The 25,125-nt window shown below is 49.0% G+C and carries 15 protein-coding genes; 1 reads left to right on the top strand and 14 read right to left on the bottom strand.

Going from position 1 to position 25,125, the window contains the following annotated elements:
• Positions 1 to 4: 4 nt before the first annotated feature.
• The 3 genes from aldA to hrpA form a co-directional block, all read right to left on the bottom strand.
• The gene (gene aldA / locus HEN33_RS02835) at positions 5 to 1,444 is read right to left on the bottom strand and encodes an aldehyde dehydrogenase (RefSeq protein WP_088542021.1); all 1,440 of its coding nucleotides are present in this window, start codon (positions 1,442 to 1,444) and stop codon (positions 5 to 7) included.
• A gap of 196 nt (positions 1,445 to 1,640) precedes the next feature.
• Complete coding sequence (gene ydcF / locus HEN33_RS02830) at positions 1,641 to 2,441, bottom strand: DUF218 domain-containing protein YdcF (RefSeq protein ID WP_021577421.1); 801 nt, start codon at positions 2,439 to 2,441, stop codon at positions 1,641 to 1,643.
• Positions 2,442 to 2,712: 271 nt separating this feature from the next.
• Entirely contained in the window at positions 2,713 to 6,615 is a 3,903-nt protein-coding gene (gene hrpA / locus HEN33_RS02825; RefSeq protein ID WP_176263727.1) for an ATP-dependent RNA helicase HrpA, read from the bottom strand.
• Between the two features lie 200 nt (positions 6,616 to 6,815).
• Here hrpA and azoR point away from each other — a divergent pair, with 200 nt between their 5' ends.
• Positions 6,816 to 7,421 (top strand): FMN-dependent NADH-azoreductase, encoded by a 606-nt coding sequence (gene azoR, locus HEN33_RS02820; protein ID WP_000048948.1) that lies wholly within the window; start codon positions 6,816 to 6,818, stop codon positions 7,419 to 7,421.
• 53 nt (positions 7,422 to 7,474) lie between these two features.
• On the opposite strand, the gene HEN33_RS02815 is transcribed toward azoR, so the two are convergent.
• The 11 genes from HEN33_RS02815 to HEN33_RS02770 form a co-directional block, all read right to left on the bottom strand.
• Positions 7,475 to 8,791 carry a phosphatase PAP2/dual specificity phosphatase family protein gene (locus tag HEN33_RS02815; RefSeq protein ID WP_000206187.1) on the bottom strand — a complete coding sequence of 439 codons (1,317 nt, stop codon included), beginning with the start codon at positions 8,789 to 8,791 and terminating at the stop codon, positions 7,475 to 7,477.
• Complete coding sequence (locus tag HEN33_RS02810; protein ID WP_176263726.1) at positions 8,781 to 10,538, bottom strand: bifunctional alpha/beta hydrolase/class I SAM-dependent methyltransferase; 1,758 nt, start codon at positions 10,536 to 10,538, stop codon at positions 8,781 to 8,783. Before HEN33_RS02810 ends, HEN33_RS02815 begins: the two co-directional genes overlap by 11 nt.
• A gap of 15 nt (positions 10,539 to 10,553) precedes the next feature.
• Complete coding sequence (locus HEN33_RS02805) at positions 10,554 to 11,450, bottom strand: phosphatidate cytidylyltransferase (protein WP_176263725.1); 897 nt, start codon at positions 11,448 to 11,450, stop codon at positions 10,554 to 10,556.
• Complete coding sequence (locus tag HEN33_RS02800) at positions 11,450 to 12,055, bottom strand: CDP-alcohol phosphatidyltransferase family protein (RefSeq protein WP_176263724.1); 606 nt, start codon at positions 12,053 to 12,055, stop codon at positions 11,450 to 11,452. The genes HEN33_RS02805 and HEN33_RS02800 overlap by 1 nt, the downstream gene beginning before the upstream one ends.
• A 170-nt stretch (positions 12,056 to 12,225) precedes the next feature.
• Complete coding sequence (locus HEN33_RS02795) at positions 12,226 to 14,532, bottom strand: DUF2773 domain-containing bactofilin (protein WP_176263723.1); 2,307 nt, start codon at positions 14,530 to 14,532, stop codon at positions 12,226 to 12,228.
• 63 nt (positions 14,533 to 14,595) lie between these two features.
• The gene (gene pdxI, locus HEN33_RS02790) at positions 14,596 to 15,456 is read right to left on the bottom strand and encodes a pyridoxine 4-dehydrogenase (protein WP_176263722.1); all 861 of its coding nucleotides are present in this window, start codon (positions 15,454 to 15,456) and stop codon (positions 14,596 to 14,598) included.
• Between the two features lie 207 nt (positions 15,457 to 15,663).
• A complete protein-coding gene (locus HEN33_RS02785) occupies positions 15,664 to 20,742 on the bottom strand; it encodes a BigA/YdbA N-terminal beta-barrel domain-containing protein (RefSeq protein ID WP_445297905.1) in 5,079 nt (1,692 codons plus the stop codon).
• On the bottom strand, positions 20,705 to 21,169 hold the full coding sequence (locus tag HEN33_RS27060) for a hypothetical protein (protein WP_445297904.1): 465 nt from the start codon (positions 21,167 to 21,169) through the stop codon (positions 20,705 to 20,707). Before HEN33_RS27060 ends, HEN33_RS02785 begins: the two co-directional genes overlap by 38 nt.
• Before the next feature lie 647 nt (positions 21,170 to 21,816).
• Positions 21,817 to 22,143 (bottom strand): YdbL family protein, encoded by a 327-nt coding sequence (locus tag HEN33_RS02780; protein WP_162754247.1) that lies wholly within the window; start codon positions 22,141 to 22,143, stop codon positions 21,817 to 21,819.
• 4 nt (positions 22,144 to 22,147) lie between these two features.
• Complete coding sequence (locus tag HEN33_RS02775) at positions 22,148 to 22,333, bottom strand: YnbE family lipoprotein (protein ID WP_000698143.1); 186 nt, start codon at positions 22,331 to 22,333, stop codon at positions 22,148 to 22,150.
• Positions 22,330 to 24,969, bottom strand: coding sequence for a YdbH family protein (locus tag HEN33_RS02770; protein WP_176262620.1), 2,640 nt, complete (start codon positions 24,967 to 24,969; stop codon positions 22,330 to 22,332). The genes HEN33_RS02775 and HEN33_RS02770 overlap by 4 nt, the downstream gene beginning before the upstream one ends.
• Positions 24,970 to 25,125: the final 156 nt, after the last annotated feature.

Below are 25,125 nucleotides of genomic sequence, written 5' to 3'. Positions count from 1 at the left end.
CTCATTACGACTGTAAATAAACCACCTGGGTCTGCAGGTATTCATGCAAGCCATGTTTGCCATCTGCGCCGCCAATACCGGATTTACGCCATCCGGCGTGGAATCCTTGCATAGCTTCGAAGTTTTCACGGTTGATGTAAGTTTCACCAAACTTCAGCCCTTTAATAGCTTTCATCGCGACGTTCAGATTTTGGGTATAGAGTGATGAGGTCAGGCCGTAATCACTGTCATTAGCCATTGCGATAGCCTCTTCCAGCGTGTCAAATGCGACCACTGGCAGCACCGGGCCAAAGGTTTCCTCGTGCATAATCGACATTTCCTGACGAACATCCAGTAGCAATGTCGGCGGATAATAATATCCTTTCCCCTCTACTGCCTTGCCCCCCAACGCCACTCTCGCCCCCTCTTCGACTGCGCGCGCCACTTTTTGCTCGACCCTTTCCAGCGCCGCGGCGTTAATCAACGGCCCCATCGCAATGTCGTTGCGTTCAGCGGGGTTACCAAATTGAACCGCCTGCATCGCTTCACCCAGCCGATTGACGAAATGATCATAAATGCCTTTCTGTACATAAACACGTTCAGCACAGTTACACACTTGCCCACTATTAATGACGCGTGAATCAACGATGGCTTTGACTGCCAGTTCAAGATCGGCATCGTCCATTACGATAGCTGGTGCTTTACCACCCAATTCCAGACACACTTTTGTGATATTTTTTGCTGCAGTCGCCATGATCTTTTCACCTGCAGAGACGCTGCCTGTCATACTGACCATTGCGACCTTTGGGTTACCCGCCAGTTCTTGCCCAACAGTTTCACCACGCCCCAGCACAAGGTTAAACACACCGCGTGGAAGGCCTATTTCATCGACAATTTTGGCAAAAGCAATCGCATTGTTTGGCGTAAATTCACTGGGTTTAATGACGATGGTATTACCGGTCAAAAGAGCGGGAGCCATTTTGCGGGCAATGAGGAAGAACGGGAAGTTCCACGGCAGAATGCCGGTAGTCACGCCAAGCGCACGTTTAAACAGAAGAATATTTTCTCCTGGACGATCGCTTTGAATAATCTCGCCTTCATAACGCCGTGCCCACTCCGCCATGTAATCGATATAGTCCGCAGTAAAAGCCACTTCGACTTCAGCCAGCTGCTGGATCTTGCCCCCTTCTTCAACAATCAGCGCACTGATTTCACCGGCGCGTTCGCGGATCCCGGCGGAAATTTTGCGCAACCAACTGGCGCGTTCAATGGCAGGCAACGCTTCCCATTCTGGTTGTGCACGTTCTGCTGCATCGATTGCCTTACGGGCATCCTCGGCCTGACCATCGGGAATGCGGGAAATGACCGCCTCTGTAGCAGGGTTTACCACATCAATCCATGCGTCTCCACGCCAGGTAACAAACTGTCCATCTATATACATAGGATGTTGAACGGGTACTGACATGGGCGACTCCTGTGATTTATATGTTTGTTTTTGGTAAATGCATTGTTAATTAACATCAATCATCATAGAGACGGCATCGTGAAAGGACAATTCTGTGAAGGGCTTCATAAAAACAAGTGTAAAAGGAATAAAAGGCAGAAATAAACGTCAGGAGTCATGCCCGTTTGCAAACAAATGGTTAACAAACGGGCAATTTTTAACGTAACGAGCGACTTTCCATCGCCTCGATGAGCACCGCATCGTGTTTCAGCGTTTGCCATGCCTGGATGACTTCTGCCGGAAAATCAACGTGAACGATAAAATCTCGCCCACGGGGACCGTAGCCATCGCTATCATCGCGTAAACGCGGCAGCTCGCCAGTGAGTAGTGAGAGATAACGCTCAACCGGCCATAATCCTTGTAACTGATTAATAAAGATTACACTGTCTGCGTTATTTCCTAACTGAGGAACGAATCCGGGATAACTTAACCAACGAGGTGCGTCTGGATTGTCCCCGGTCATACGGCGGAACGTCGCCATCGTGCGCCGCTGCATGGTGGGGTCCTGAACAACGATAGCCGTATGAACTCTTTCTACGGCCTGATTCAATAGCGCGATGCTAAAGCGTGCGTTTTCACCGCAGTTTGTTGACTGGTCTTCAATCCAGATTTTTTCATGCGGAATGTGCCAGAACTGATGAGCGATATCCGCCAGGATGGTAGCTTCTGCTCTGCCAGTGGTGCGGATAGTGTTGTAGTGCGGATGCTGTGCGATGGCGCTATACAAAAAAGTTGTCGAGTGACCGATACCACCACTAATCAGTAGAGGAATTTGCTGATCGCGGGCAATCTTACATGCCGCATCGATAGTCGGCATAACCGCATTGCCTGCAAGGATCACGCAATCGGCCTGATACGGCACCTCACCGGAGAAATCATCCTGCGCCAGCCACTGACCGATAACATTTATGGCATCTATGGTTGCCGGCGAAAGCGTCGGAAACGGGGTAATGTTCATGGTTCCTCCTTATCGTTCCCTTAAGAATACTGCGTGAGATAATAATGAGAAGCGGAGCACTCTGAAAGGAGGAAGTCGTATTTCCTTAACCGCCACTCCGCAAGCCTGACATATCTTTTAAGGAAATGCTGTAGATAAACATTATTCATCTTGCAGCAGAGAATTGTATTTTTCTGAATTCCTGAATTTTTGCCCTTACCGTTTTAGAATTAATAAAAAACCCGGCGCTAAATGCTTACCGGGTTTTAGATTTATCAGGCAAATAGCAGTGTTAACCGCTAATCTGCTCCATCGCCTGCAAAATACGCTTATCCGAAATCGGATAAGGCGTACCAAGTTGTTGAGCGAAGTAGCTGACGCGCAGCTCTTCTATCATCCAGCGGATCTCTTTTACGTCTTCATCTTCACGACGTGCTGGCGGCAGTTTGTTGATCCACTGCTGCCACGCCTGCTGGACATTTTCGACTTTCAGCATCTGGGCGCGGTCGCGATGTGGATCAACCGCCAGTTTTTCCAGACGCTTTTCAATCGCCTGTAAATAACGCAGCGTGTCGCCCAGCCGTTTAAAACCGTTGCCAGTGACAAAACCGCGATACACCAGCCCGCCCATCTGCGCTTTAATGTCAGAAAGCCCCAGAGCCATGGTCATATCCACCCGCCCTTTCAGGCGTTTGTTGATATTGAACACCGCTGTGAGGATTTGCTCGACCTGCTTCGCAATATCCACCACCGTATCGTTCAATTCAGCGCGGACTTTTTCATGCAGCGCAGCAAAGCCTTCTTCCGTCCAGACCGGGCCGCCCGCCTCATCAATCAACTTATCAACACCGCAGGAGATGCAGTCGTCAATGAGATCCAGCACTTTACCGTACGGGTTAAAGTAGAGACCAAGCTTCGCTTTGTTCGGCAGTTTCTCATGCAGATATTTAATTGGCGACGGAATATTCAGCAGCAGCAAGCGACGCAAACCACGCCACATAGCCTGCTGTTGTTCCTGCGGGTTATCAAAAAGCTTAATCGCTACGCTGTCACGCTCATCCACCAGCGCAGGCCAGGCCTTCACTTTGTAGTTGCCACGTTTCTGCTCGTAGTGATCCGGTAAATTACCGAAGCTCCAGATATGTAACCCGCTTTGCTCAATACCATCATCGGCAACGGCGGAAAGCGTTTCCTGCACTTTGCCTTTCAGAGCATCTTTCAGATCCTGTAATGAGCGCCCTTCTTTTAGCTTCTTGTTTTTGTCATCCACCACGCGGAAGGTGATTTTCAGGTGATCGGGCACCTGATCCCAGTGCCAGTCTTCGCGGTCAACGGTAACGCCGGTCATCCGCCGTAGCTCGCGCTCAAGGCTGTCGAGCAACGGCAGTTCCAGCGGCGTGACGCGACCTAAAAACGCTTCGGCGTAGTTTGGCGCGGGTACAAAATTACGCCGTACCGGTTTCGGCAACGATTTGATTAGAGCAATCACCAGTTCACGGCGCAGGCCGGGGATCTGCCACTCAAACCCGCTTTCCTCAACCTGGTTAAGTAACGGCAGCGGAATATGCACGGTCACACCGTCAGCATCCGCCCCCGGCTCAAACTGATAGCTTAAACGCAGCTTGAGATTGCCCTGATGCCAGAAGTTCGGGTAATCCAGCTTGCTGATTTTTTCCGCCCCTTCTTTGATCAACATGCTCTTTTCAAAGTTGAGCAAATCAGGTGTTTCGCGGCTGACTTTTTTCCACCAACTATCAAAGTGACGTGCAGAGATCACATCATGGCTGATGCGCTGGTCGTAAAACTCAAACAACGTTTCGTCATCCACCAGAATATCGCGGCGACGTGATTTGTGTTCCAGTTCTTCCACTTCTGCCCGTAGTTTCAGGTTTTCACGGAAGAATGCGTGACGCGTCTGCCAGTCACCTTCCACCAGCGCGTGGCGAATAAAAAGTTCACGACACAGCGCAGGATCAATCTGGCTGTAGTTGACCTTACGCGCAGCAACAATCGGCAACCCGTAAACGGTGACTTTTTCAGTTGCCATCACCGCGCCCTGCGCCCGTTCCCAGTGCGGTTCGCTGTAGGAGCGTTTAATCAAATGCTGGGCAACTGGCTCTACCCATTCTGGATCGATGCGTGCCGCAATGCGCCCCCACAGGCGGCTGGTTTCTACCAGTTCCGCCACCATTGCCCATTTCGGCGGCTTCTTGAATAAACCAGAACCGGGGAAGATGGAGAAACGCGCGTTACGTGCGCCGGTATATTCCTGTTTATCGGCATCTTTCATCCCGATATGCGAAAGCAAACCGGTCAGTAAGGCGATGTGAATTTCGCGATACTCCGCCGGTTCGCTGTTAACCGGAATGCCAAGTTCTTTCACCACCTGGCGCAACTGGGTGTAGATATCCTGCCATTCGCGCACGCGCAGATAGTTAAGGTAATCGGTACGGCACAGGCGACGGAAGGCGTTTGAAGAGAGCGCCTTTTGCTGCTCGCCGAGATAATTCCACAGATTTACAAACGCCAGGAAGTCGGATTCTTTATCGTGAAAGCGACGATGTTTTTCGTCCGATGCCTGCTGTTTGTCCATTGGCCGCTCACGCGGGTCCTGAATAGAGAGCGCGGAAGTGATAATCATCGCCTCACGCACGCAGCCATGTTTCTGCGCTTCCAGCACCATTCGCGCCAGACGAGGATCGACTGGCAGTTGCGAGAGCTGGCGACCGAGCGGCGTCAGTTTATAGGCGCTGGCCTGTTCATCAGTGGTGATCGCGCCCAGCTCTTCGAGCAGACGCACGCCATCCTGGATGTTGCGTTTATCCGGCGCTTCTACAAACGGGAACGCAGCGATATCGCCCAGCCCCAGCGCGGTCATCTGCAAAATAACCGAGGCCAGGTTGGTACGCAGAATCTCCGGATCGGTAAACTCCGGGCGCGAGAGGAAATCGTCTTCGGAATAAAGACGAATGCAGATCCCTTCTGACACACGACCACAGCGGCCTTTACGCTGATTAGCTGAAGCCTGCGAAATGGGCTCAATCGGCAGACGCTGTACTTTGGTGCGATAGCTGTAGCGGCTAATACGCGCCGTACCTGGGTCGATAACGTATTTAATCCCCGGCACGGTCAGCGACGTTTCCGCGACGTTAGTCGCCAGCACAATGCGCCGTCCGCTGTGCGACTGGAAGACGCGGTTCTGCTCGCTGTTCGAAAGCCGTGCATAAAGCGGAAGAATTTCCGTATGGCGTAAGTTCAGCTTGTTCAGCGCATCGGCGGTATCGCGAATTTCTCGCTCGCCGCTCATAAAAATCAGAATGTCGCCGGGGCTTTCCTGGCTCAGTTCGTCTACGGCGTCAAAAATCGCCTGCAACTGGTCGCGCTCGGTGTCATCAGCTTCTTCAACAATCGGGCGATAGCGCACCTCCACCGGATAGGTACGACCGGAGACTTCGATAATCGGCGCATTATTAAAGTGGCGCGAAAAGCGTTCCGGGTCGATAGTCGCGGAAGTAATAATGATTTTTAGGTCAGGACGCCGCGGCAGCAACTCTTTCAAATAGCCGAGCAGAAAATCGATATTCAGGCTGCGTTCGTGCGCTTCGTCAATAATGATGGTGTCGTACTGCATCAGCAGGCGGTCTTGCTGGATCTCCGCCAGCAGGATACCGTCGGTCATCAGCTTGACCATCGTGTTATCACTGACGTGATCGCTGAAACGCACTTTATACCCGATGCAACCGCCCGGCTCCGTTTTCAGCTCTTCTGCAATACGGTTCGCCACCGTTCGTGCCGCCAGACGACGCGGCTGGGTATGGCCGATCAGCCCTTTAATCCCGCGGCCCAGTTCCATACAGATTTTCGGTAGCTGAGTCGTTTTCCCGGAACCCGTTTCCCCGGCGACGATCACCACCTGGTGATCACGGATTGCTTCGAGAATGTCCTGCTTTTTCTGACTAACCGGCAAATTGTCTGGATAAGTGATGTCCGGTCGTACTGCTTCACGCAGCAGGACTTTCCCTGCCGCCTGGTCAATCTCTTTCGCCATCTCCTGGAAAATGGCCTGTTGTGCATCAGGATTTTTAACCTTCTTCACGCCGTGCAGACGGCGGGAAAAACGCAGTCTGTCACGCAGCATCAGCGAATCCAGCCGCTGCTGCAAGGCCGTAAAGGTCAATTTTTGTTGTTCTGTCATAACGTTAGTGGGCAGTAGGCTGCCTGATTAATTTTCTTTTAAATGATAGATATAGAGTACCACATCGCGGCTTTCTATGCGTTGTTCAATAAATTCGAACATAGGCTTCGATTTATTGCGCTATCTCTGTGGCAGGATTGTGAATAAAGTGTCAACAAGCAACGGGGCATCGCCCATTCAAACATCTATAAGGAAACACCATGAGCAAGGTATTAGTTCTTAAATCCAGCATCCTGGCAGGGTACTCTCAGTCTAATCAGTTGTCCGATTATTTTGTTGAACAATGGCGCGAAAAGCACTCCGCTGATGAAATCACCGTGCGTGACCTGGCTGCAAATCCGATTCCGGTACTGGATGGCGAACTGGTTGGTGCACTGCGTCCGAGCGATGCGCCGCTGACTCCGCGTCAACAGGAAGCTCTGGCGCTTTCCGATGAGCTGATTGCCGAGCTGAAAGCCCACGACGTTATCGTTATTGCGGCACCGATGTATAACTTCAACATCTCAACTCAGTTGAAAAACTATTTTGACCTGGTGGCACGTGCAGGCGTTACTTTCCGCTATACCGAGAACGGTCCGGAAGGTCTGGTAACGGGTAAAAAAGCCATCGTGATTACCAGCCGCGGTGGGATCCATAAAGATGGCCCAACGGATCTGGTAACGCCGTATCTGTCCACATTCCTGGGCTTTATCGGCATTACCGATGTGAAATTTGTCTTCGCCGAAGGGATCGCATACGGCCCGGAAATGGCAGCGAAAGCGCAGTCTGACGCGAAAGCAGCCATCGACAGTATTGTTGCTGCATAACCGGACACTATTTTGATGTGGACTGTAGATATTCAGTCCACATCTCAATCCACTTACCTGTTCTCCCACAATCTCAGCATCGCTTTGTGCTCGGCTGTCAGCACAATCTGCGGGCGTCTGACGCGAATATAGTTAATCGCTTCATCAACGGTTTTACAGTGTCCGTAACATAACAGCCATGCGGCCACCACCAGCGCACTGCGCGATAATCCCAACGCGCAATGGACCAGAATGCTGCCTTGCTCTTTGCGTAATGTTTCCAGCATCGCCACGGCCTGTCGGAGCTCCCCCTCTTCCGGAACCACCAGATCCAACATAGGTACACAAAAATAGAGTCGATCTTTTGTCGCTCGTCCGCGAGGGAATTCAAAGGTGACGTCCAGAACCGCATTCTGTGCCGGAATATGTCGTGGAAACGTCCCTAAATAAACACCCGCAGTAATTTCGCTCACCGGCTCCAGCCGACGACAAAACCAGTGCATCGATATCCACATACCGATGCGCCAGGGCAATGTCAGCCAGTAAACGGCAGGCGGGAGTTTCCCCTGACTATCTTTCCCTGTTGTTATCGCGCCAAGCCCACCGTACCCACGGCCAATAATGAGTAGCGATAATACTGGCCAACATAACCAGACTGACCACCGTAACTGATTCATCATCATTAGCGTCATCAATACTATGCACGAACACGCGCCTACGACATATGGCAGTGCTATTTTGATTCGACGTTGATCAGGTATCTGGTAGTTCCAGCGACGGTCGACGGGCACCATCCAGTCAATCAACATACCTACCGCCAGCCCTGTGATGACATCAATAAAATGATGCTGCCAGGTCGTCAGCGTAGAAATAGCGATGAGTAAAAACCATCCGCCACAGACTTTACGCCACCTCACAGCCAGATGCTGACGATAGTGACGCCAAAGTAGCCAGCAGAGAATAATATGCAGCGAAGGGGACTGGTTATAAGGCAGATCAAACAGTTCAAGTTGCGAAAATAGCCATCCCGTCACCCCACTCACTTCAGGGCGGATAAAACTAAACTTCAGCGGATAGAGCAAAAAACCGCAACAGGCCATTACCGTTGCCAGAATAAGCCGGTGGACCAGTCGGCGCTGTTCGAATGTCGAGCGACAAACGAACAGCGAAAATCCATATAAAAGATCCAGACTCCAGTAAGGAACAATAGTCCAGGGAAGAAAAGGGATCGCCGTTTCCCAACCGAACACCTGACTGGGGATATCATGGTTGTTAAGATCCTGAAACGCGGTGAACTGATTAAGAAATCCATATGTGAAGAAGAAAAACGGGGCCAGCAACAATAACCAGCCAGCTCCTTGTAGCAATACGCTCCGGCGTTCAGTGGTCACGACGCACCGCCATCGAAACCGTAAAAATGCCCCACTCATCAATCCGTTGTGTGCATTTATCAAATCCGGCATTACGCACGAGCGAATCCATCTCCCCTTGCGAACGCACGCGCATTACCCACGGTTTACCATCTTTATGACTGGTTAACACCCCGGCAATCAGCTCCAGTTGTGGGTGCCACGGCTGCCCGGTGTAGATGAGAATGCCACCCGGTTCGATGGCATTGGCAAGACCAGCGAGGGAGTTTTTTACCTGCTCGTTTTCGGGAAAAAGCTCATACAGGCCAGAGACAATCGCCAACGTAGGCCGCGGAGTTAACGCGCTGAGTTCTGCCGTATTAAACGCATCGCCCTGTTCAAAACGCGCCCGCCCAGACATTCCCTTTTGGGCAATCATCTCTTGCCCCTGTGCAACATTTAACTCACTGTAATCACGTAACAAAATATCGCTTACGGCAGGCTCGTTTGCCAGCGCATCCAGTACATAGCGCCCATGCCCTGCGGCAATGTCAACCACGCGGACGGCTAAACCTTTGGCGTGGAGATCGGCAACGGCTTGTTTAATCAGCATTTGTAAATGGGCTTTGCGCTGGCGAATACCGCGCCAGCCAACACTGTTCAGGTAGATTTTGTCGATAAAACGCCCGAATGCGTTACTGCCTTGCGGTTGATTTTGATAAACATAATCCAGCGAACTGCCTGAATCAAAGCCGGTGCTCATTCCGAGATGCAGGCCCGCAGATTGCGCCCCGAACAGTTTCATCGCCTTTCGCATAAAGCGATACGCCAAATCAATCGGCGATAATGGCACGGGTCCACCAGAAAGGAGCCGCCATCGATCCGCAGATGGTCCTGTGCGGTCTTCATGTTGATAATCAAATTTTTGCGACTTGTTAGCATATAAGCGACTAATAAAGCTTTGCATTTTTTCAAATGCCTGCGCCCTGTTCTCTTCACCCAACGTGTCGTGATAAAAGCCCGGCAGCAGATGCAGCTCTTTCAGAGGGCTACGTAATCTCTGATAAAAATCAATCTGCGGTTGGCGACGTACCACATAGTCATCGCCCGATATCAGAAGTTGCGTGGGGAGCGTAATCGCCGCCGCATCGCTAACAATACGTTCAGACGTTTTATAGAGATCGAGCAAGATATTGACGGCAATCGCCTGTGTGATCAGCGGATCATTATTGAAACTCGCTACCCGTTTCCAATCGTGGGTCAAATAGCGTCCTTTCACATAGGAATTAATAAAAAACAGACCACGCAGACGATGCCATAACGCCAGCGCAGGACGTGCCAGCGGCACATACAATTTAACCTTAAAGGCCGGAGAAGCCAGCACCAGCCCGCGAATAGCAGGCGCATAATCATGAACCCATGTGGCAACCAGCACTGCGCCGACGCTTTGCGCGATCACAACCACCTCTTCCAGCCCGACCTGGCTGTCGCTGGCAGCAAAACGGACAAATTCATCGACATCCTGCACTGAACGCGCAAGAGATGGGCTATAACCACGCGGCCCCGAAGTTTGTCCATGCCCTCGGGCATCCCAGGCATAAAAAGTAGTATCTGGCATCGCCAGTTCATCAACGATATGTTGTAGACGACCAGAATGTTCATGACCGCGATGAAATAAGACGATGACCTTTTTCACCCCTGGCTGTAAAGCGGGCCAGTGCCGATAAAACAACGCTGTATTATCACTGGCTGTAAAAAAATATTCCCCAGGGATGCGTGAATTTTCCATTTTCTCTATTTTCCTTCAGTAACAGCAGTAGCGAATAAAATAAAAAAATACCGGAGCGGTGAAAATTAATGAGTCAATCCTGTCAAGGAGTCCGCCATGTCCTGGTAATAGTTTTCCACTATCTTTAACACCAATATCTCGTTTGATGGCTGACATCACTACATCGCCGCAAAAACCACTAATACCAATTAACAAACCCGCTAATAATGCCTGTAATGTATCTAGCGGTGTCAGCAACGGTCCAATAATCAGTGACGCAATCATGGTGGTGATTACGCCGCCCATCAGACCTTCCAATGTTTTTCCCGGGCTGACTTTAGGGACCACTTTTCTTCTGCCGCAGGATTTTCCCCATAAATACTGTGCAATATCGTTTGACTCGGTTAATGCCAAAAGAAATAACACCAGTAACGCCCCGCCCTGGGTATTTATGGTTGGCAATATTAATAACCAGGCGGCATGACTCAAGGCGAAAACGGTCATTATCCAGCCACAAAAAATGGTGCTCACGGTATGCAGAAAACCGGAGGGGTCACCAACAAAAACTCGCCAGGTGGCTAATATCAGAAACCCAGCCAAAGGTACAAATAACAGAAACAGCTCAAAGCAATTAAAACCGATAAGCAAATAGTTAAGAGGAATACCCCAATATAACCAACGCGGAAAATGTACAGATATAAGCGTACAATATTCTTTCAATGCCAGAAAACTTATCAGCGCAAAAAACGTCAACGTCATCCAGCGTGGACCTGAAATCACCATTGAAAAACAAATGACGATGCCCCACCAGGTACGAATACGTAATGTAACCTCACCCCCTTTTCTCTCCGGTAACCGCCATATCAGAAAACGGTTTATCAGCGTTGCTAAAATTAACAACGCGAAAAGTGTTGCCAGAGATTTTTCCAGCATTATCTTTCAGCACTCATAAAAAGCACACTCCGACAACGATTAATCGCAGTCCAGAGAAGCAGAATTGAAGCAATGCTCCATAAAAGATTATTCCATTGCATCCACTGTGGATAAATGGCAACGGCCAGCCCCCACAAACCAAATATTAACGCGCGATCGCTTTTGCCAAATGGACCGGCATAACTGCGAATACCGTTAATCGTCTGCGCGAGTAAACCACAAAACTCAGTCAATATGGTGCAAAATAACATGAGTATTACGAGTGATGCGTTACTTTCCGGTAAAAATAAAAACGGTAAATAGAGCGCAATATCGGAAATAACATCGCCAGTTTCATTCAAAATCGCCCCCAGACGTGTTTGCTGATTGCACTCACGCGCCAACATGCCATCCAGCGCATTGAGCGCCATACGGATAAAAAGCACGATGGGCAATAGCAAAAAGAGGATGGGTCGTGCCACCAACATCAACAGCAATCCGGTAAGAAGAGAAAGCGCCAGTGCAGCAAGAGTGATGTGATTCGCTGTAACGTGGTGCTTATAAAGCCAAAACATCGTCGGCCTTAACAGCGACTGAAAGAGCGGTTTTATCTGGTAGAGCGTCATTATCAATCCTTGATAATTCGGTTTGCGCTATGGTGCATCAATTCCCCTGACGGAGATATCGCAACACGCCGCTTCATTAAAAATTCAGAATATATCAAGGTATTGGGGACTCACTGTCAGGAATGATTATCCCCAATAGATCAAGTGGTTAAAAATTATTACGCTGTTATTCAATACAACTCATCAAGTTTTCTCATCGCTTGTTCCCGTATTGCGCGCGTCTTACCGTTAAGCGCCAGCTGGCGAACTAAATCCAGTTCAGGGTTAACAAGCTCTAACGCCAGCAAAGGATTACGTTTCAGCCTCGCCTTCAATACATCAACTGGAAAGCGGGGATTATTCATCGCCACAATCCACCACTCGGGATCAATTTCTGCCGCCAGTACTGCAGGCGGTGTGTGGCGGTTGCTAAGTGCGCCGAACTTGAAAAATGTGAGATTGCTTTTCGCCAGTGTACTCCACCATATACGATCCGGTTGTTTTGCCAGTACATCCAGTTGTGCTAACGCATCGGGGTCGAGTGCATAATAAACACGTAACGCTTCGTTAACCTGCGCACGGGAACTGTTTTCCTGCCTCAGAAAAAACTTCGCCCAAATATCATTGCGTGGCATGTTTTGCTGTAATTCCTTGAGAACAACAGCGGGTAAATTATCCCAACTAATTAATGCACTCTCTAAAAAGTCCCAGTCGTCCGAACGTATCAGAGAGGTGGCATTTAATAGCATCTGGTCATCAACTTCACCGTAGCTGATAAGCTCAGACAAAATCATATCAGCGCTGGTTTCATATGCATCTGAATCTGCTTTGGGATTATTTTTCCGATGCGATAAAGCACGTTGCCAAATTTTTTGTTTCATCGACGTGCTCAGAAACTGATTTTTCGCCAGATTACTCCACCCCTCAGGATCGTTGAAACGTGTCAATAACCGTTGTAGAGCAGCGTCAGAGTGAATTACCTGCATATCCCGACAGCAAAAGTAGGCAGGGGATTTTGTCTCCATCCTTTTAACAAAATTAAACTGTAAGTTATCTGGCAATGCTAAAAATAACACACGTATTAGATCATCGTCATTCTCGAATTTTTGGTATAAATAGGCTGCAACTTTGTCACTCTCTTGTGGCGTCATCCGCAATAATTGACCATGGTGTTTCATCTCTGCCAGCTTGAACGCTAAGCTTGTGACAACATTGTTTGATGAATCGTTCGCCAACTGCATTGCCTGATTGTAGGTGAGTTGTCCTCCAGCACCGACCTGACGAATAGAGGAATCATCACTGCGGATATAGCCATCAATAATGGATTCAGGCAATAACCACGCATCTTTATAAAGCTCCTGAATGATCATATCCCAATCTCTTTTCGCCAGAGTCATGACGATATCCAGAGGGAGATTTTCACGTAGCGCAAGATTCAACGGACCGACACCATCAGGTAGACGACTCATTCGCGTCATTATTTCGACAGAGAGCGGTTCACGGTCGAGCAACCCCAGAACAACAGGCTGGTAACCCAATTGCTGATCGGTCAACTCCAGAATCTCATTGTCAGGCATATATCTCGCCATACTTGCAATCGTTTGTTCATCATTGCTATTAATAAGTTGTTTGCGTAGGTTAGCTGAAATTCCTTTAAGCCTTGGGAGAGTTCGCATTACGGCAAGATCAAATGTCGCAATGTCTCGTCCTTCAAATGCAGCAACGTTGCCTTCATCCAGCATTTGCAATTCCTGCACTAACTCAGGAGAAGGCTTAGGGCGAAACAGCGCTTCTTTTTTCATCTGATTACAGACATTCCCTGCCATGCGAATATTGCTTCGCTTAAAAATTTCTTTCAGAGCATCTTCATCATTTATTAGACCCCAATAATATGCATCAGGATTTATTATCATCAGCGCTTTTTTGACATTTTCAGTGTCATTTTTGTCACTCGCACGGACCATGAATTCACTATTTGTCGAAGACGCAACAACAGGTGCAATTATGTCATTGATAAATATCCCACGCGCATTAATACTCCCCTTAATCGTAGACGGATTATCGTAATATGAATCGATAAATACCAGTCCACTTGCATTTATCGAACCGGTAATTAACAGTGGTGAATCCGTAACTATATTCGTTGCCGTCACGTTACCGAGAATAACCCATGGATTAGAAAGAGAGAAAGTGGAAATATTACCTTTGACTGTCAAATTACCAAGAACAATCAATTTTTGATTACTCTCTATATTACCGTCTACCACTAAATCGCCACGATGCACTTTCCAGTCCGATGCAGATAAACCGAAGGGGACAAGATTCACGCTACTGTTGATAGCTTGTTCAACTTGCTGTTTATCTTCAGCGGTAGCCGCAGATAAAAATGGATTAATATCAACTGCATTTGCAACACATCGAAGTTCCGCCTGTACTGGAAGACTCAGGATAAACAGGGGAAGTAAACGTATCCAGCCGCAAATCCTGGCCTTAAACATATGCACTCCATGCCATTAAAAAAGAAACAAAAGGGAAATGCATCTTTCCCTTTTGTATATTCGTTATTCTCGCGAAATGCCATCCAACGTAGACAACACTTTCTCAGAAAGATGCAATTTTTCAGCAGCCATATTCTCCCGTAAATGCGCAACAGAAGATGTTCCAGGAATCAACAAAATATTCGGTGAACGTTGTAACAGCCACGCCAGCGCTACCTGCATTGGTGTCGCATTAAGGCTCGCAGCAACATCGGAAAGCGTGGAGGATTGCAGCGGCGTAAAGCCCCCGAGCGGGAAGAACGGCACGTAGGCAATACCATCGCGGGCCAAAGCATCAATCATTGCGTCATCAGCACGATGAGCAATGTTGTATTCGTTCTGCACGCAGACGATTTCGGCAATCTTGCGTGCCTCTGCAACCTGCGTCGGTGTGACGTTGCTCAGGCCAATATGTTTTACCAGGCCTTGTTGTTGCATCTCTGCCAGCACGGTCAGGCTGGCGTCAATCGATCCTTCCGCTGGGCCATGACCATCCCCCATCATAACGCGCAGGTTAACCACATCCAGTACGTCCAGTCCGAGATTACGTAGATTATCGTGTACCGCTTTTTGCAACTCTGCCGGAGAAAATGCGGGCAACCAGGAGGCGTCCTCTCCACGCCGCGCCCCAATTTTAGTAACAATGGTCAGGTCGTCAGAGTAAGGATAAAGCGCTTCGCGGATAATCTGATTGGTGACGTGCGGACCATAAAAGTCACTGGTATCAATGTGATTGACGCCCAATGCCAGCGCCTCACGCAGAACGGTTATAGCGACGTGGCGATCCCTTGGGGGACCAAAAACCCCAGGACCTGCCAGTTGCATCGCGCCATAACCAAGACGGTTAACGGATTTTGTACCGAGAGTAAATGTGTTGCTGCTCATCGCACCCTGCCCTGTAATAAAACGAATTCAGAAAAATCAGTATAGAAACGAAAAGAGTTAAATAATGCGAAGGCGTAAACAAGATTACTGGATGAGTTGCTCTATTGTCCTGAAAAACACCAAAACAAAACGCGTCAAGCGCCGCATCCGGCAATAAAAAACCGCAACCTGTATCAGCGTTGCGGTTTATGCATCACATACTAAAAATTAGAACGTTTTCTTGAAGTTCAGCATCACGCCTTTATCGCTGATACCATCCTCTTTCCAGTGGTAAGCATCCAGATTCAGCGAACTTTCTTTGCTGCTGTACTTCACGCCGACGCTTGCCAGACTGTTGATGCCGCCGCCCTTCTGCCCATCATCGACATTAAAGTGCTGGCTGCCTGCGCCTGCCAGGCTTGCCGTGCGCTGGCTCTTGCTGTAGCTGAGGTTCGGCCCACCTTCCAGCGTGGCGTTCGCACTCCAGCCGTCTTTCCCTGCGTAGTCCAGCTTCAGCCCGACGATGCTGTCCACCGCCGTTTCGCTGCCGCTGTTCATGCTCAGGTTAAAGTCTCCGGCATTGCGCTCCTGATAGTCGCCTTCCAGCGTGTGACGCAGTTTCACACCCGCATATGGCGTGATTTTCAGCCCTTCGCGCGGTTCAAAGGTTTTCGCCCCTTCGCTGCGGAACTCCAGGTACTGTTGTTTCACATTCGTGTCTGCCGTCTTACTGATGTCGCCGTAAGCCACCGAACGGCTGCTGTCCAGTTGGTGAATATCGTAGCGCAGCGCGTTATTCCAGCTCATACCGTTGTCAAAGGACATCTGATGCTTCAGGCCAAAGAACTGGCTGTAGCCGCCTGTAACACCGTTATCACCCGCTTTCTGCGCACCGTCGCCGTCCAGACGGGCGATACCGTATTCCAGGCTCATGGTCTGGTTTTCGCTCAGGTCGAGGGTTTTACGCAGTGCCAGCATGTCGTACTCGGTATTGTTACCCAGCTCAGCACGCGGATCGCCTTTCGCCACCACGTTAAATGCCAGACCGTTGCCCATCTTCGGTGCGGCGTCTGCCAGCATACTAAAGCGATTGCTTAACACACGCGCTTCGCGGAATACCGTGGTCGCCTGGCTACCGCTAATTTGCTTAAGTGCGCTGTTCAGCTCTGCAGTGGTGCCGACGTTCAGACTGGTATACAGCTCATTGTTGGTGTAACCCGCATCCAGCGCTTTTGCCACGTCATTCACTGAGGCATCCGTCGCCACATCGGTGTAGGCTTTTTTGCTCATGGTCACGTCAACGTTGCCGCTGGCGTCGGTACTGCCTGTCGCCTGCCAGACAACAGATGTCGAAGTGATCGCTTGCGCATCGGTCAGGTTGCTGCCTTGCACCACATCATCAAAGCTGACGGTTTTGTCCGCCGTTCCCGCCGCAAAAGCAGTGTTGATCTCCACGCCTTTCATACTGGCGTTATTGACCATCAGCTTACCGGCGCTACCATCGGCGTTCGTCCCCACCACGTAACCATTGAGGTTGTTCATGCCATCGTTACGGCTAACGGAAGAAGAATGACTGCCGTCGTATGGCGTAATGATGGGTTCTTCCGGCGCGGTAAAGTCGACATAGTGTACTTCCGTACCGTCTCCCCCTTCGCCACTGCCCTCTATCACCGTGCCAGATTGTTTAATTAATCCGGAACCATTCACGCTGTCGTCAATATAAACAGTGCCGTTGTTAACAATATGACCATTGCTCCCGAGCTTGCTGAAGGCATATGAATTGCTGGCATATATATTGATGGTGCCGTTATTCTCAATCACCGCATCAGCCGTGGCATCGGACTCCAGTTGCATCCCTACCATGCCTGTCCTGGTAGTTCCTTGCGTGCCAACGTTAATGGTGCCGTTGTTGATCATTTTGGCTTTACCGTGCGCCGACATCGCCACATTACTATTTTTGTCGATATTAATAATGCCGTCGTTTATTGCCTTGCTGGCCGTGTTTGATGTCAGGATCTGCCCGTTGATGACGCCAGACTGGCCATTATAGAACGTATGCCCATCACCACCGGTGCTAATTCTCATGTCACCTTCTACTGTCCCCCAATTATTAAAATGTCCTGTCCACAGCGCATTCGTCGCCACCGTTGCCACACTGCCTTCCAGATTGTTGAAGGTGCCACCTTTATCAACCGATGCATTATTTACGGTACCAGCATTATTAAAGGTAGAGGCTGCAGCAAAAGTTATTTTCTCTACTTTTCCACCGGCCTGATTATTCATTACGGCAGACCCGGAAGAACCTTTCCAGGCGTTCACCGTTCCGGTGTTATAAAAATTGCTGGCCCACTGGTCAACCGTGTTGATGCTGCCTGAGTTGTGAATAACCGATCCTGCAACAGTCGTTCCGACTTGCCCGCTCACCGTACCTTCGTTAGTGAACACGCCGCCATCCACAGAAACGGTTTTTGTCGTGCCCTTATTGGTGTATTCCCCACCGGTTGCGATATCAACCTCATTAATACTGCCCGTGGTTTCATTGACCAAACGGCCAAAGTCAGCCACGGTGACAGCCCCCCCGGTAACCGTACCCGCGTTGGTTACCAGGGTTTCGGCGGTTGCCGTGATATCAGTCGTACCGCCATATGAAGACAGGTTAAGCGTTTCCCCGTCAGCCGTAATAATGTCACCATTTCTCCAGCTTAATGAAACAACTCCGTCAGTCGGGTTATAGGCGTTACTGGCCTGGCATATACCAAAAGTACAGATGGTTCCGTAATTAACGATGGTCCCGCTGCCATCGTTATAGAACGCCTGCCCGTTTTCAGCATTGATATTGATGATGCCAGTCTGGTCATTAACTGCGCTACCGCCATTATAAACCGCCATACCGACAAGTTTATTCGCCCCCAGGCTGTCATCATAGTTCTCATTCTTCTCGAGGTTGATGGTGCCCTGGTTAACCACGGTGTTACCGGTGCCGTATGCCGCCATCCCGGCCCCGGCATTGTAGATAGTGATCGTGCCTGGCTGCTGATTAAACGCGGTGGCATTTTTCCTTGCGCCACCATAACTGTCCGTTCCTACCGCCATGCCGACACCATAATTTCTCGCATTACCGCTGCCGATATCGCTGCGTAAGGTCGTGGTGTCGCTTTCATCTACCCAGATCGTATCCAGGGTAATCTGGCCTGCATTTGTTACAGTCGAATGATTAATCGCCAGCATACCGACATTACCCCGGCCATACATATCAATAACGCCATTCGCACCATTTAGCGCTGAACCATTATCCTGAGCAGTCATGCCTGTCATACTAACGACGCCGCTAGTGAAAACAGTGGGATCGCTCAATGACAAAGCATTGAACATGTTTAAAACGCTATACTGTTCCATCACTTTAGCCGTGATGGTACCGTTATTCACAGCCGTTCCGCCTGAGGAGCTATAGAAGGCTTTATTACCTATTTCCGGCGATGCATCAATTGCGGATGAGTAGTCATATTGTTCTAGTAAAACAGTACCGTTATTCGTCGCGACGGAACCCGTGTCCGATATACCAACAAACCCTATATTCCAGAGTTCAACAAACCCGTTATTGATAACTTGCGACCCTGAACTGGCGCTAAGTATTTCTGATGGGTTATTGTAATAATTCGCGTAAACATCAATGTCCTTCATACTGAAGGTCGCATCATCCGTGATTTCAAGAAAGGCATTATTGCTTGTCTGAATAATATCGGTATAGCCCACAGGAAATTCACCGCTGATTACGGAGTCTCCCCCCAGATAAACCGACGAATGACCATCAATCTGAATGAGCGGAATATCACCATAGCCCGTACGACTGGCCGCAGGGGCTGAACCGTCCGTCATGGACGATGCTTCACCGATCAGTTGAATACCACCCCGTAAGGTAACGCTATTGTCATCCCCTGAAACCACCAACCCACTGATGTTTTCCTGACTACCACTGAAATTACCATAGGCGTGTTGCGCAAGTTCGCTATCAACCTTCAAAGTTAATTGACCATCAAGCATGAGGTCATTACTGTTACCCGAAACACGAATGCCCACGGAAGGGTCGAAAAAGTGCTCTGCTGCATTATCAGCCGTCTGATCTTTATCCACCAGAATATTTCCGGTAATGTCGATATTATTACCATCACCCGAAATATTTACTCCGGTAGCCATATTGCCGGTCACATTAAGCTCATTTGTCGCCAGCGTCATGGCGTTATTATTTCCAGATACATCCAGACCGGTTGAATAATCCCCTACATCCACACGGCCAGCCAGAGAAATCTGACCATCATCTCCGATGATGCGAATCCCGGTACTGAAATTATCAGCAATGATGTCCCCCACATTGATAAGGGTAGAATGATTACCCTCAATCAGAATCCCTGTCGCATTGGCCTCTGAACTACCATTACTGACGGAAATATCCCCCCTGTTAATGAACGTCGACGCATCACCACTGAGAGAAACACCCTGCGAATTTTCATCCACGACCGTTATATTGCCTTTGTTGCTGACGATCGCGCCATTACCCTCAACATCAATACCCCGTGCAGCATTGCTAACGTATAAATCCCCTTCCTGTATAACCGTCGCATTATTACCAACGATTTTGCTGCCCGTTGAATTTTGCCCATCAACCGTCATATGTCCTTTATTATCGGTCCTGACATCATTACCGCTAATAACGGCCCCTATTCCGCCGTTATTGACAGTGGAGTCGCCAGTGTTATTTAAGATTGTACGATCGCCATTGACGATAACCGCCGTGCCAGCATCGACCACCGTCTGACCGTTATTATTGATGGTTATATTATCGCCGGTCAGGATACCGACCACCGAATCTTCACCGACAGCCTCTGTTTTACCCTCGTTTGTCAGCGCAATGTTGTTACCATTAATCATCATCACCGTGCCGCCATTCAGGGCCGTGTTACCGCCCTGGTCAGTGATAATCGCATCATTAACGGTAATTATTCTGCCCGTTGTTCCATCAGACACGACACTGGCTAACTGTGTGACGTGGAGTTTACCTTCGTCATCGTAGCGCCATTCCATATCACCTGTGGTACTCACACCACTAAAGATGGCGGTATGAGTCTCTTCATGGTTTTCCCACTCTGTCACAATGGTTTTTCGGCCATCTTTTGCCGACAGCGTGTAGCTACCATCGACATTCTGTATATAGGTGAACGTTGCCCCGCGAATCTTCAGGGTTTGCGCGTCCTTGTCCCATGTCACATTGTTATCAAAGACAACAGGTTCTGTTCTCGGGGGGGGCAACATCATCACCGCTATTGCCGGGTGGAGTAACATTACCGCCGTTATCTGGCTTTACAGGTATACCTGAATCTTCATCACTGGGAACGGGTAGCGGTAGAGGGCCATTATCATCTGGCGGTATGGGCTGGGGAAAAGAAGAGTGAGCAGAATGATCATTGTCATGAGACAATTCAATCACTGCGAGTGTTGCCAGTACCGCCGTGGCACCTAATGCCAGTAACGAGCTGAAACCATTATTTGTAACAACAGCACATTTTTCTGGCACTGTTTTCAACTTCGTTGACGGTCGGGCGTGCCCTTCTGACTGACATGTCATTTGAGAGCTTCTGCGCATACTGTCTGCACTCTCGCCTTCTGTTATTTCCGCCCCCCAGCTTTGGCCACTTAACGCTATAGCGATACACGCTGATAATAACGTTTTCTTTTGCATGAGAAATCCTTTTCAATGAATGACATTTTAAATAATAAAATATGAGTAACAGATAAGAAATAGCCACAGGCTGTGTCATGATTTAATGTCTACTCTTGAAATTTTATTTAGCAACCCCAGAACATTCAACTTAATTAGTATTTCGAAACCTCAATGTAGACACATAAAAAACAAATTATTCGATTACTTAGGTTATTTGTTGCATTAAAACACATCCTCTAACAATAGTCAGACGAAAAGCAATGCCAGTTTCAAATTAGGCAGCTGATTCATTTTACTGCCCACTCCGTAAATTCATTCACCGTGGAAATATTAAACATTTCAACCTTGCTTCATTTAATTAACCCACTGAAAATCAGGAAGTTATCCTCTGCGGATTGTTTTTGACTGCCCCTGACAGGTTTACCAGGCGTTGACAGAAGATGAGGCTTGCAAGATGCTAAAAACAATGTGGTGTTACAAGCAATCCCATAAACCTCGTAACTTCACTTAAATGAGCGATGCCGTCCATATTTGGGTTGACTATAAAAACCCTTAATATTGAGGTTGATGATGATATTCATGATGGCATTGGAAAAATAGGACACCCATAAAATATCTATACAGCCTTTAAATTAAATCATTGAAATATCGCTGTTGCATAGTGCTTATTTTTGCAACCATTTTCCGTTAATTCCCTGCACATATTCCCCCGGTTTGGCCCGAGCTACAAGCTTTTGCCCGGCGAGTTTCGCGATATCATCTACCGAGACATTATTTTGCTTTGCCAGTTGTTGATAACTCACTTTACGTGCGGCATTAATCTCGGTTACTAATTTCTCTGTTTCAGCATCCGTTTTCAACGCAACCAAATAACCGTTAAATGTTTCACCTACCCGCCCCTGGGTTCTGGCCTCGTCCAGTGTTAATGCCACTACATTGCTGCTTACCAGTCCAACAAGAAACGCACAAAGAAGTAATGTTTTCTTCATCATCCCCTCAGAAAAGATCGCTACGGGTTTTGAGTAAATCTTCGACATCTTTGTCTGCCTTAATGATGATCTCATGCTCAATTTTAACGTTCATATTGATAGTGATCGGTTCCTTAGGTGCAGCGACTTCAATGCGAGGCGTACAGCCAACCAGCATAAAAGATGACGTCAACGCAGCCAGTAAAATTTTCATTGTTTTTCCTCACACCCTTTTCCTTGCGGACAGCCATTTTCCGGCAGACGCGCGTTCTGCTCCAACCATGCCTGGAGATTATCGCCAAAACGTAAACTGCGCCACAGGGTAAAAATATTCTCTTCATGATGGTAATTAAGGTTTACCGTACCACTTTTACCGTCGACGCGACTGGTACCTGTAATATTGGCCTGCATGGTTAACACACCGAGATTATCTAAATTAATTTTTGTCGATGAACGGCTAATTTCCATATAGCGCAACCAGTTAATCGCAGAACCCGCGGTCATATTGTCTTTCACCACCGCATCTGCGGTGTCTTTATCCAGCCGCAAGGTCATTGGTCCGCTATTTGCCAGCCAGCCGTCTTTAACTATCCATTTTTCATTGTTCAGCCATAAAGGCAATGCCCCACTAAATGCCCCGGACATGGCGAATTGTTTCGGATTGACGGCGCTAACCAGTTCGCTGGATGAGAGATTATTCAGCCGCAACAGCGCCGGGTCATGTTGCGGCAAGCGTAATTGTTTCATCAGCACGTTACCGCCTAACACATCGACGCTAACATCGGTCAACAACAATGGATCGTCTTCACTCCACGGATAACGCCCTTGCAAATCAGCCGTAATATTTTTCGCTGTCACCAGATTAATCACTTCGGCAATTCGCAACGTAACGGGGCCGCGAGTCCCCAGATGCCAGGCTCCATCGGCAAAACGGAAAGGCAGGACAAAATCGACACCGTTAACCTGATTATCTGGCATCCAGGCACTACCGCCTTTCAACACACCGTGCCCTCCCGCGCGGAATCCTTGTTCAGGCGCAGCAGAAAATGCTACCTGGGCATATAGTTCGCCATCGCGTAAGTTCATCTTCCAGTCGGGTGGCACCAGCGGCTGGAATACGGTCAGTGATTGTTTAGGCCACCAGGCGTTACCGCGCAGACGAATACCGTCCCAGCGACCATTTACCCGAACCGGGCCAATCTCACCAGCATGTAAATCGCCTTTAAAGAGGAAATACGTCGGATCGCGTCCATCGACGCTAAATTTTAAGGTTGATGGCGGTAACACACTGCCACCCGTGAACAGCGTTTGCCCGGCGTCCAGTGACAGCGCGCCGCTAAAGGAGGGATGCTGTGCGTCACGTACCCAGACGACGGGCTTGTCGAGAATCAATCGCGGCTTTTCTACCGTCATTGTCCCGTATTGCAATTTGTCAAAGCCGGTGGAGAGATCGGTCAGCGTAATCGTGCTGTCACGCCACTCACCTTTTCCTGCGACATCCCAACTGGCGTGCATTGGGGTAAAACTGCCCTTGCCCCAGTAGCGCCACTGCCAGCGGCCAGCGTCAGGGAGAAAATCATTCGCCAGTCCATCCATATGCAGCACGAAATCGCCCAGTTCATTTTCATGCGCCTGCAAAATGGCCTGCAAACGTCCGTCAACACCACGTTGGGTGACTTTTACACCCGCTAAAGGCCAGCGGATTTCATCGATGTCCAGCGAATCGATGACTCTTCCCTTCGAACGTAATAACGCGCCTGGCTCAAAGGCCAGCGTTGGGTCAGTCAGACTTCCGCTTAGCTGCGCAGGTAAACGGGCATATAAAATGAGGTCCGCCTGTTTCGCTTCACCGGTCAGTTGCATAGGCAGCTGGCTGTTATCCATGCTTAATTTTCCTGGGCCAAAATTAAGCACCGCGTTGCCTTTACCCGCTAGCCCCTGGGTCAGCACACTCAGTCGTCCGCTGACCAGAGCGTTCTCAAGCCCTGCCTGCCAGTTGTCGACTTTGACACCCAGTCGTCCACTCAAAGGAAAACCTGCATACGGCCAGCTCCAGCGACCATCGCTTACGGTCAATTGTTGGCGAGTAATTTGCCACGGCAGATCGAGCAACGGATCGCCGTTATCCCGTGCCAGCACAATCAATTGCCCGCTATTTTCCTGCCAGTCCAGCTCGGCATCCACCAGTGAAGGCTCCTGCGGCAAGTTTAACGTCGCAGTAGCATGACCACTTACAGGAAGTCCATCCGGCACTAGCGGCATAGTAAATTCCCCCACCAGTTTAACTGGCGGCTGATTTTCAAACGCGACGACATCCAGTTCGCTGACTGTAAGTTGTTGCCCTTTCAGCTGGCCTTGAAATTTAACTTTTTCGCCCTGATAACGCAGTTGCTGGATATCGGAGTTTAATGCGAGAGAGAGTTTTCCCTGCCATTCCTGCCAGGGAGAAAAAATCAGTTTATCGATATTGATCCAGGTGTTAGGCAACATGGCCTGCCACTGCGCGAGGGTTTTTGGAGCGGCTGGCGATTGCTCCGTCTGCGGCAATTTCGCCAGACAAGCAGAATCAAGTTCTACCGTGCCGACGTTCAATAACCAGCGGCTGGGATGAGAAAGGCTGGCGTTGGTGATATGTACAAGCTGACAATCTCCTACCAGATAACGGAGATCGGGAATGATTAAACCTTTACGCGTAATGCGTGGGCTTTCATCTAAAGCAATACGTGTGCCGAGCGGTAGCCAGATGCCCGCCAGCGTGGGAACCCACAAGCCGAGCGTCATCAGCAGCGTCAACGGCACAAGAATAATCAGTAATAACAGCGCGAGAACGGCTTTATATTTACCCAGCATGGGTAGTTAATATCCTGATTTAGCGAAAAATTAAGCATTCAATACGGGTATTGTGGCATGTTTAACCGTTCAGTTGAAGGTTGCGCCTACACTAAGCATAGTTGTTGATGAATTTTTCAATATCGCCATAGCTTTCAATTATATTTGAAATTTTGT

Origin of the sequence: Escherichia sp. 94.0001, from assembly GCF_013369155.2 — a bacterium.
In the GTDB taxonomy this organism is placed as follows: Bacteria; Pseudomonadota; Gammaproteobacteria; order Enterobacterales; family Enterobacteriaceae; genus Escherichia; species Escherichia coli_F.
Note: the sequence above shows the minus strand (reverse complement) of the source record. Positions and strands in the feature narration are given on the sequence as shown.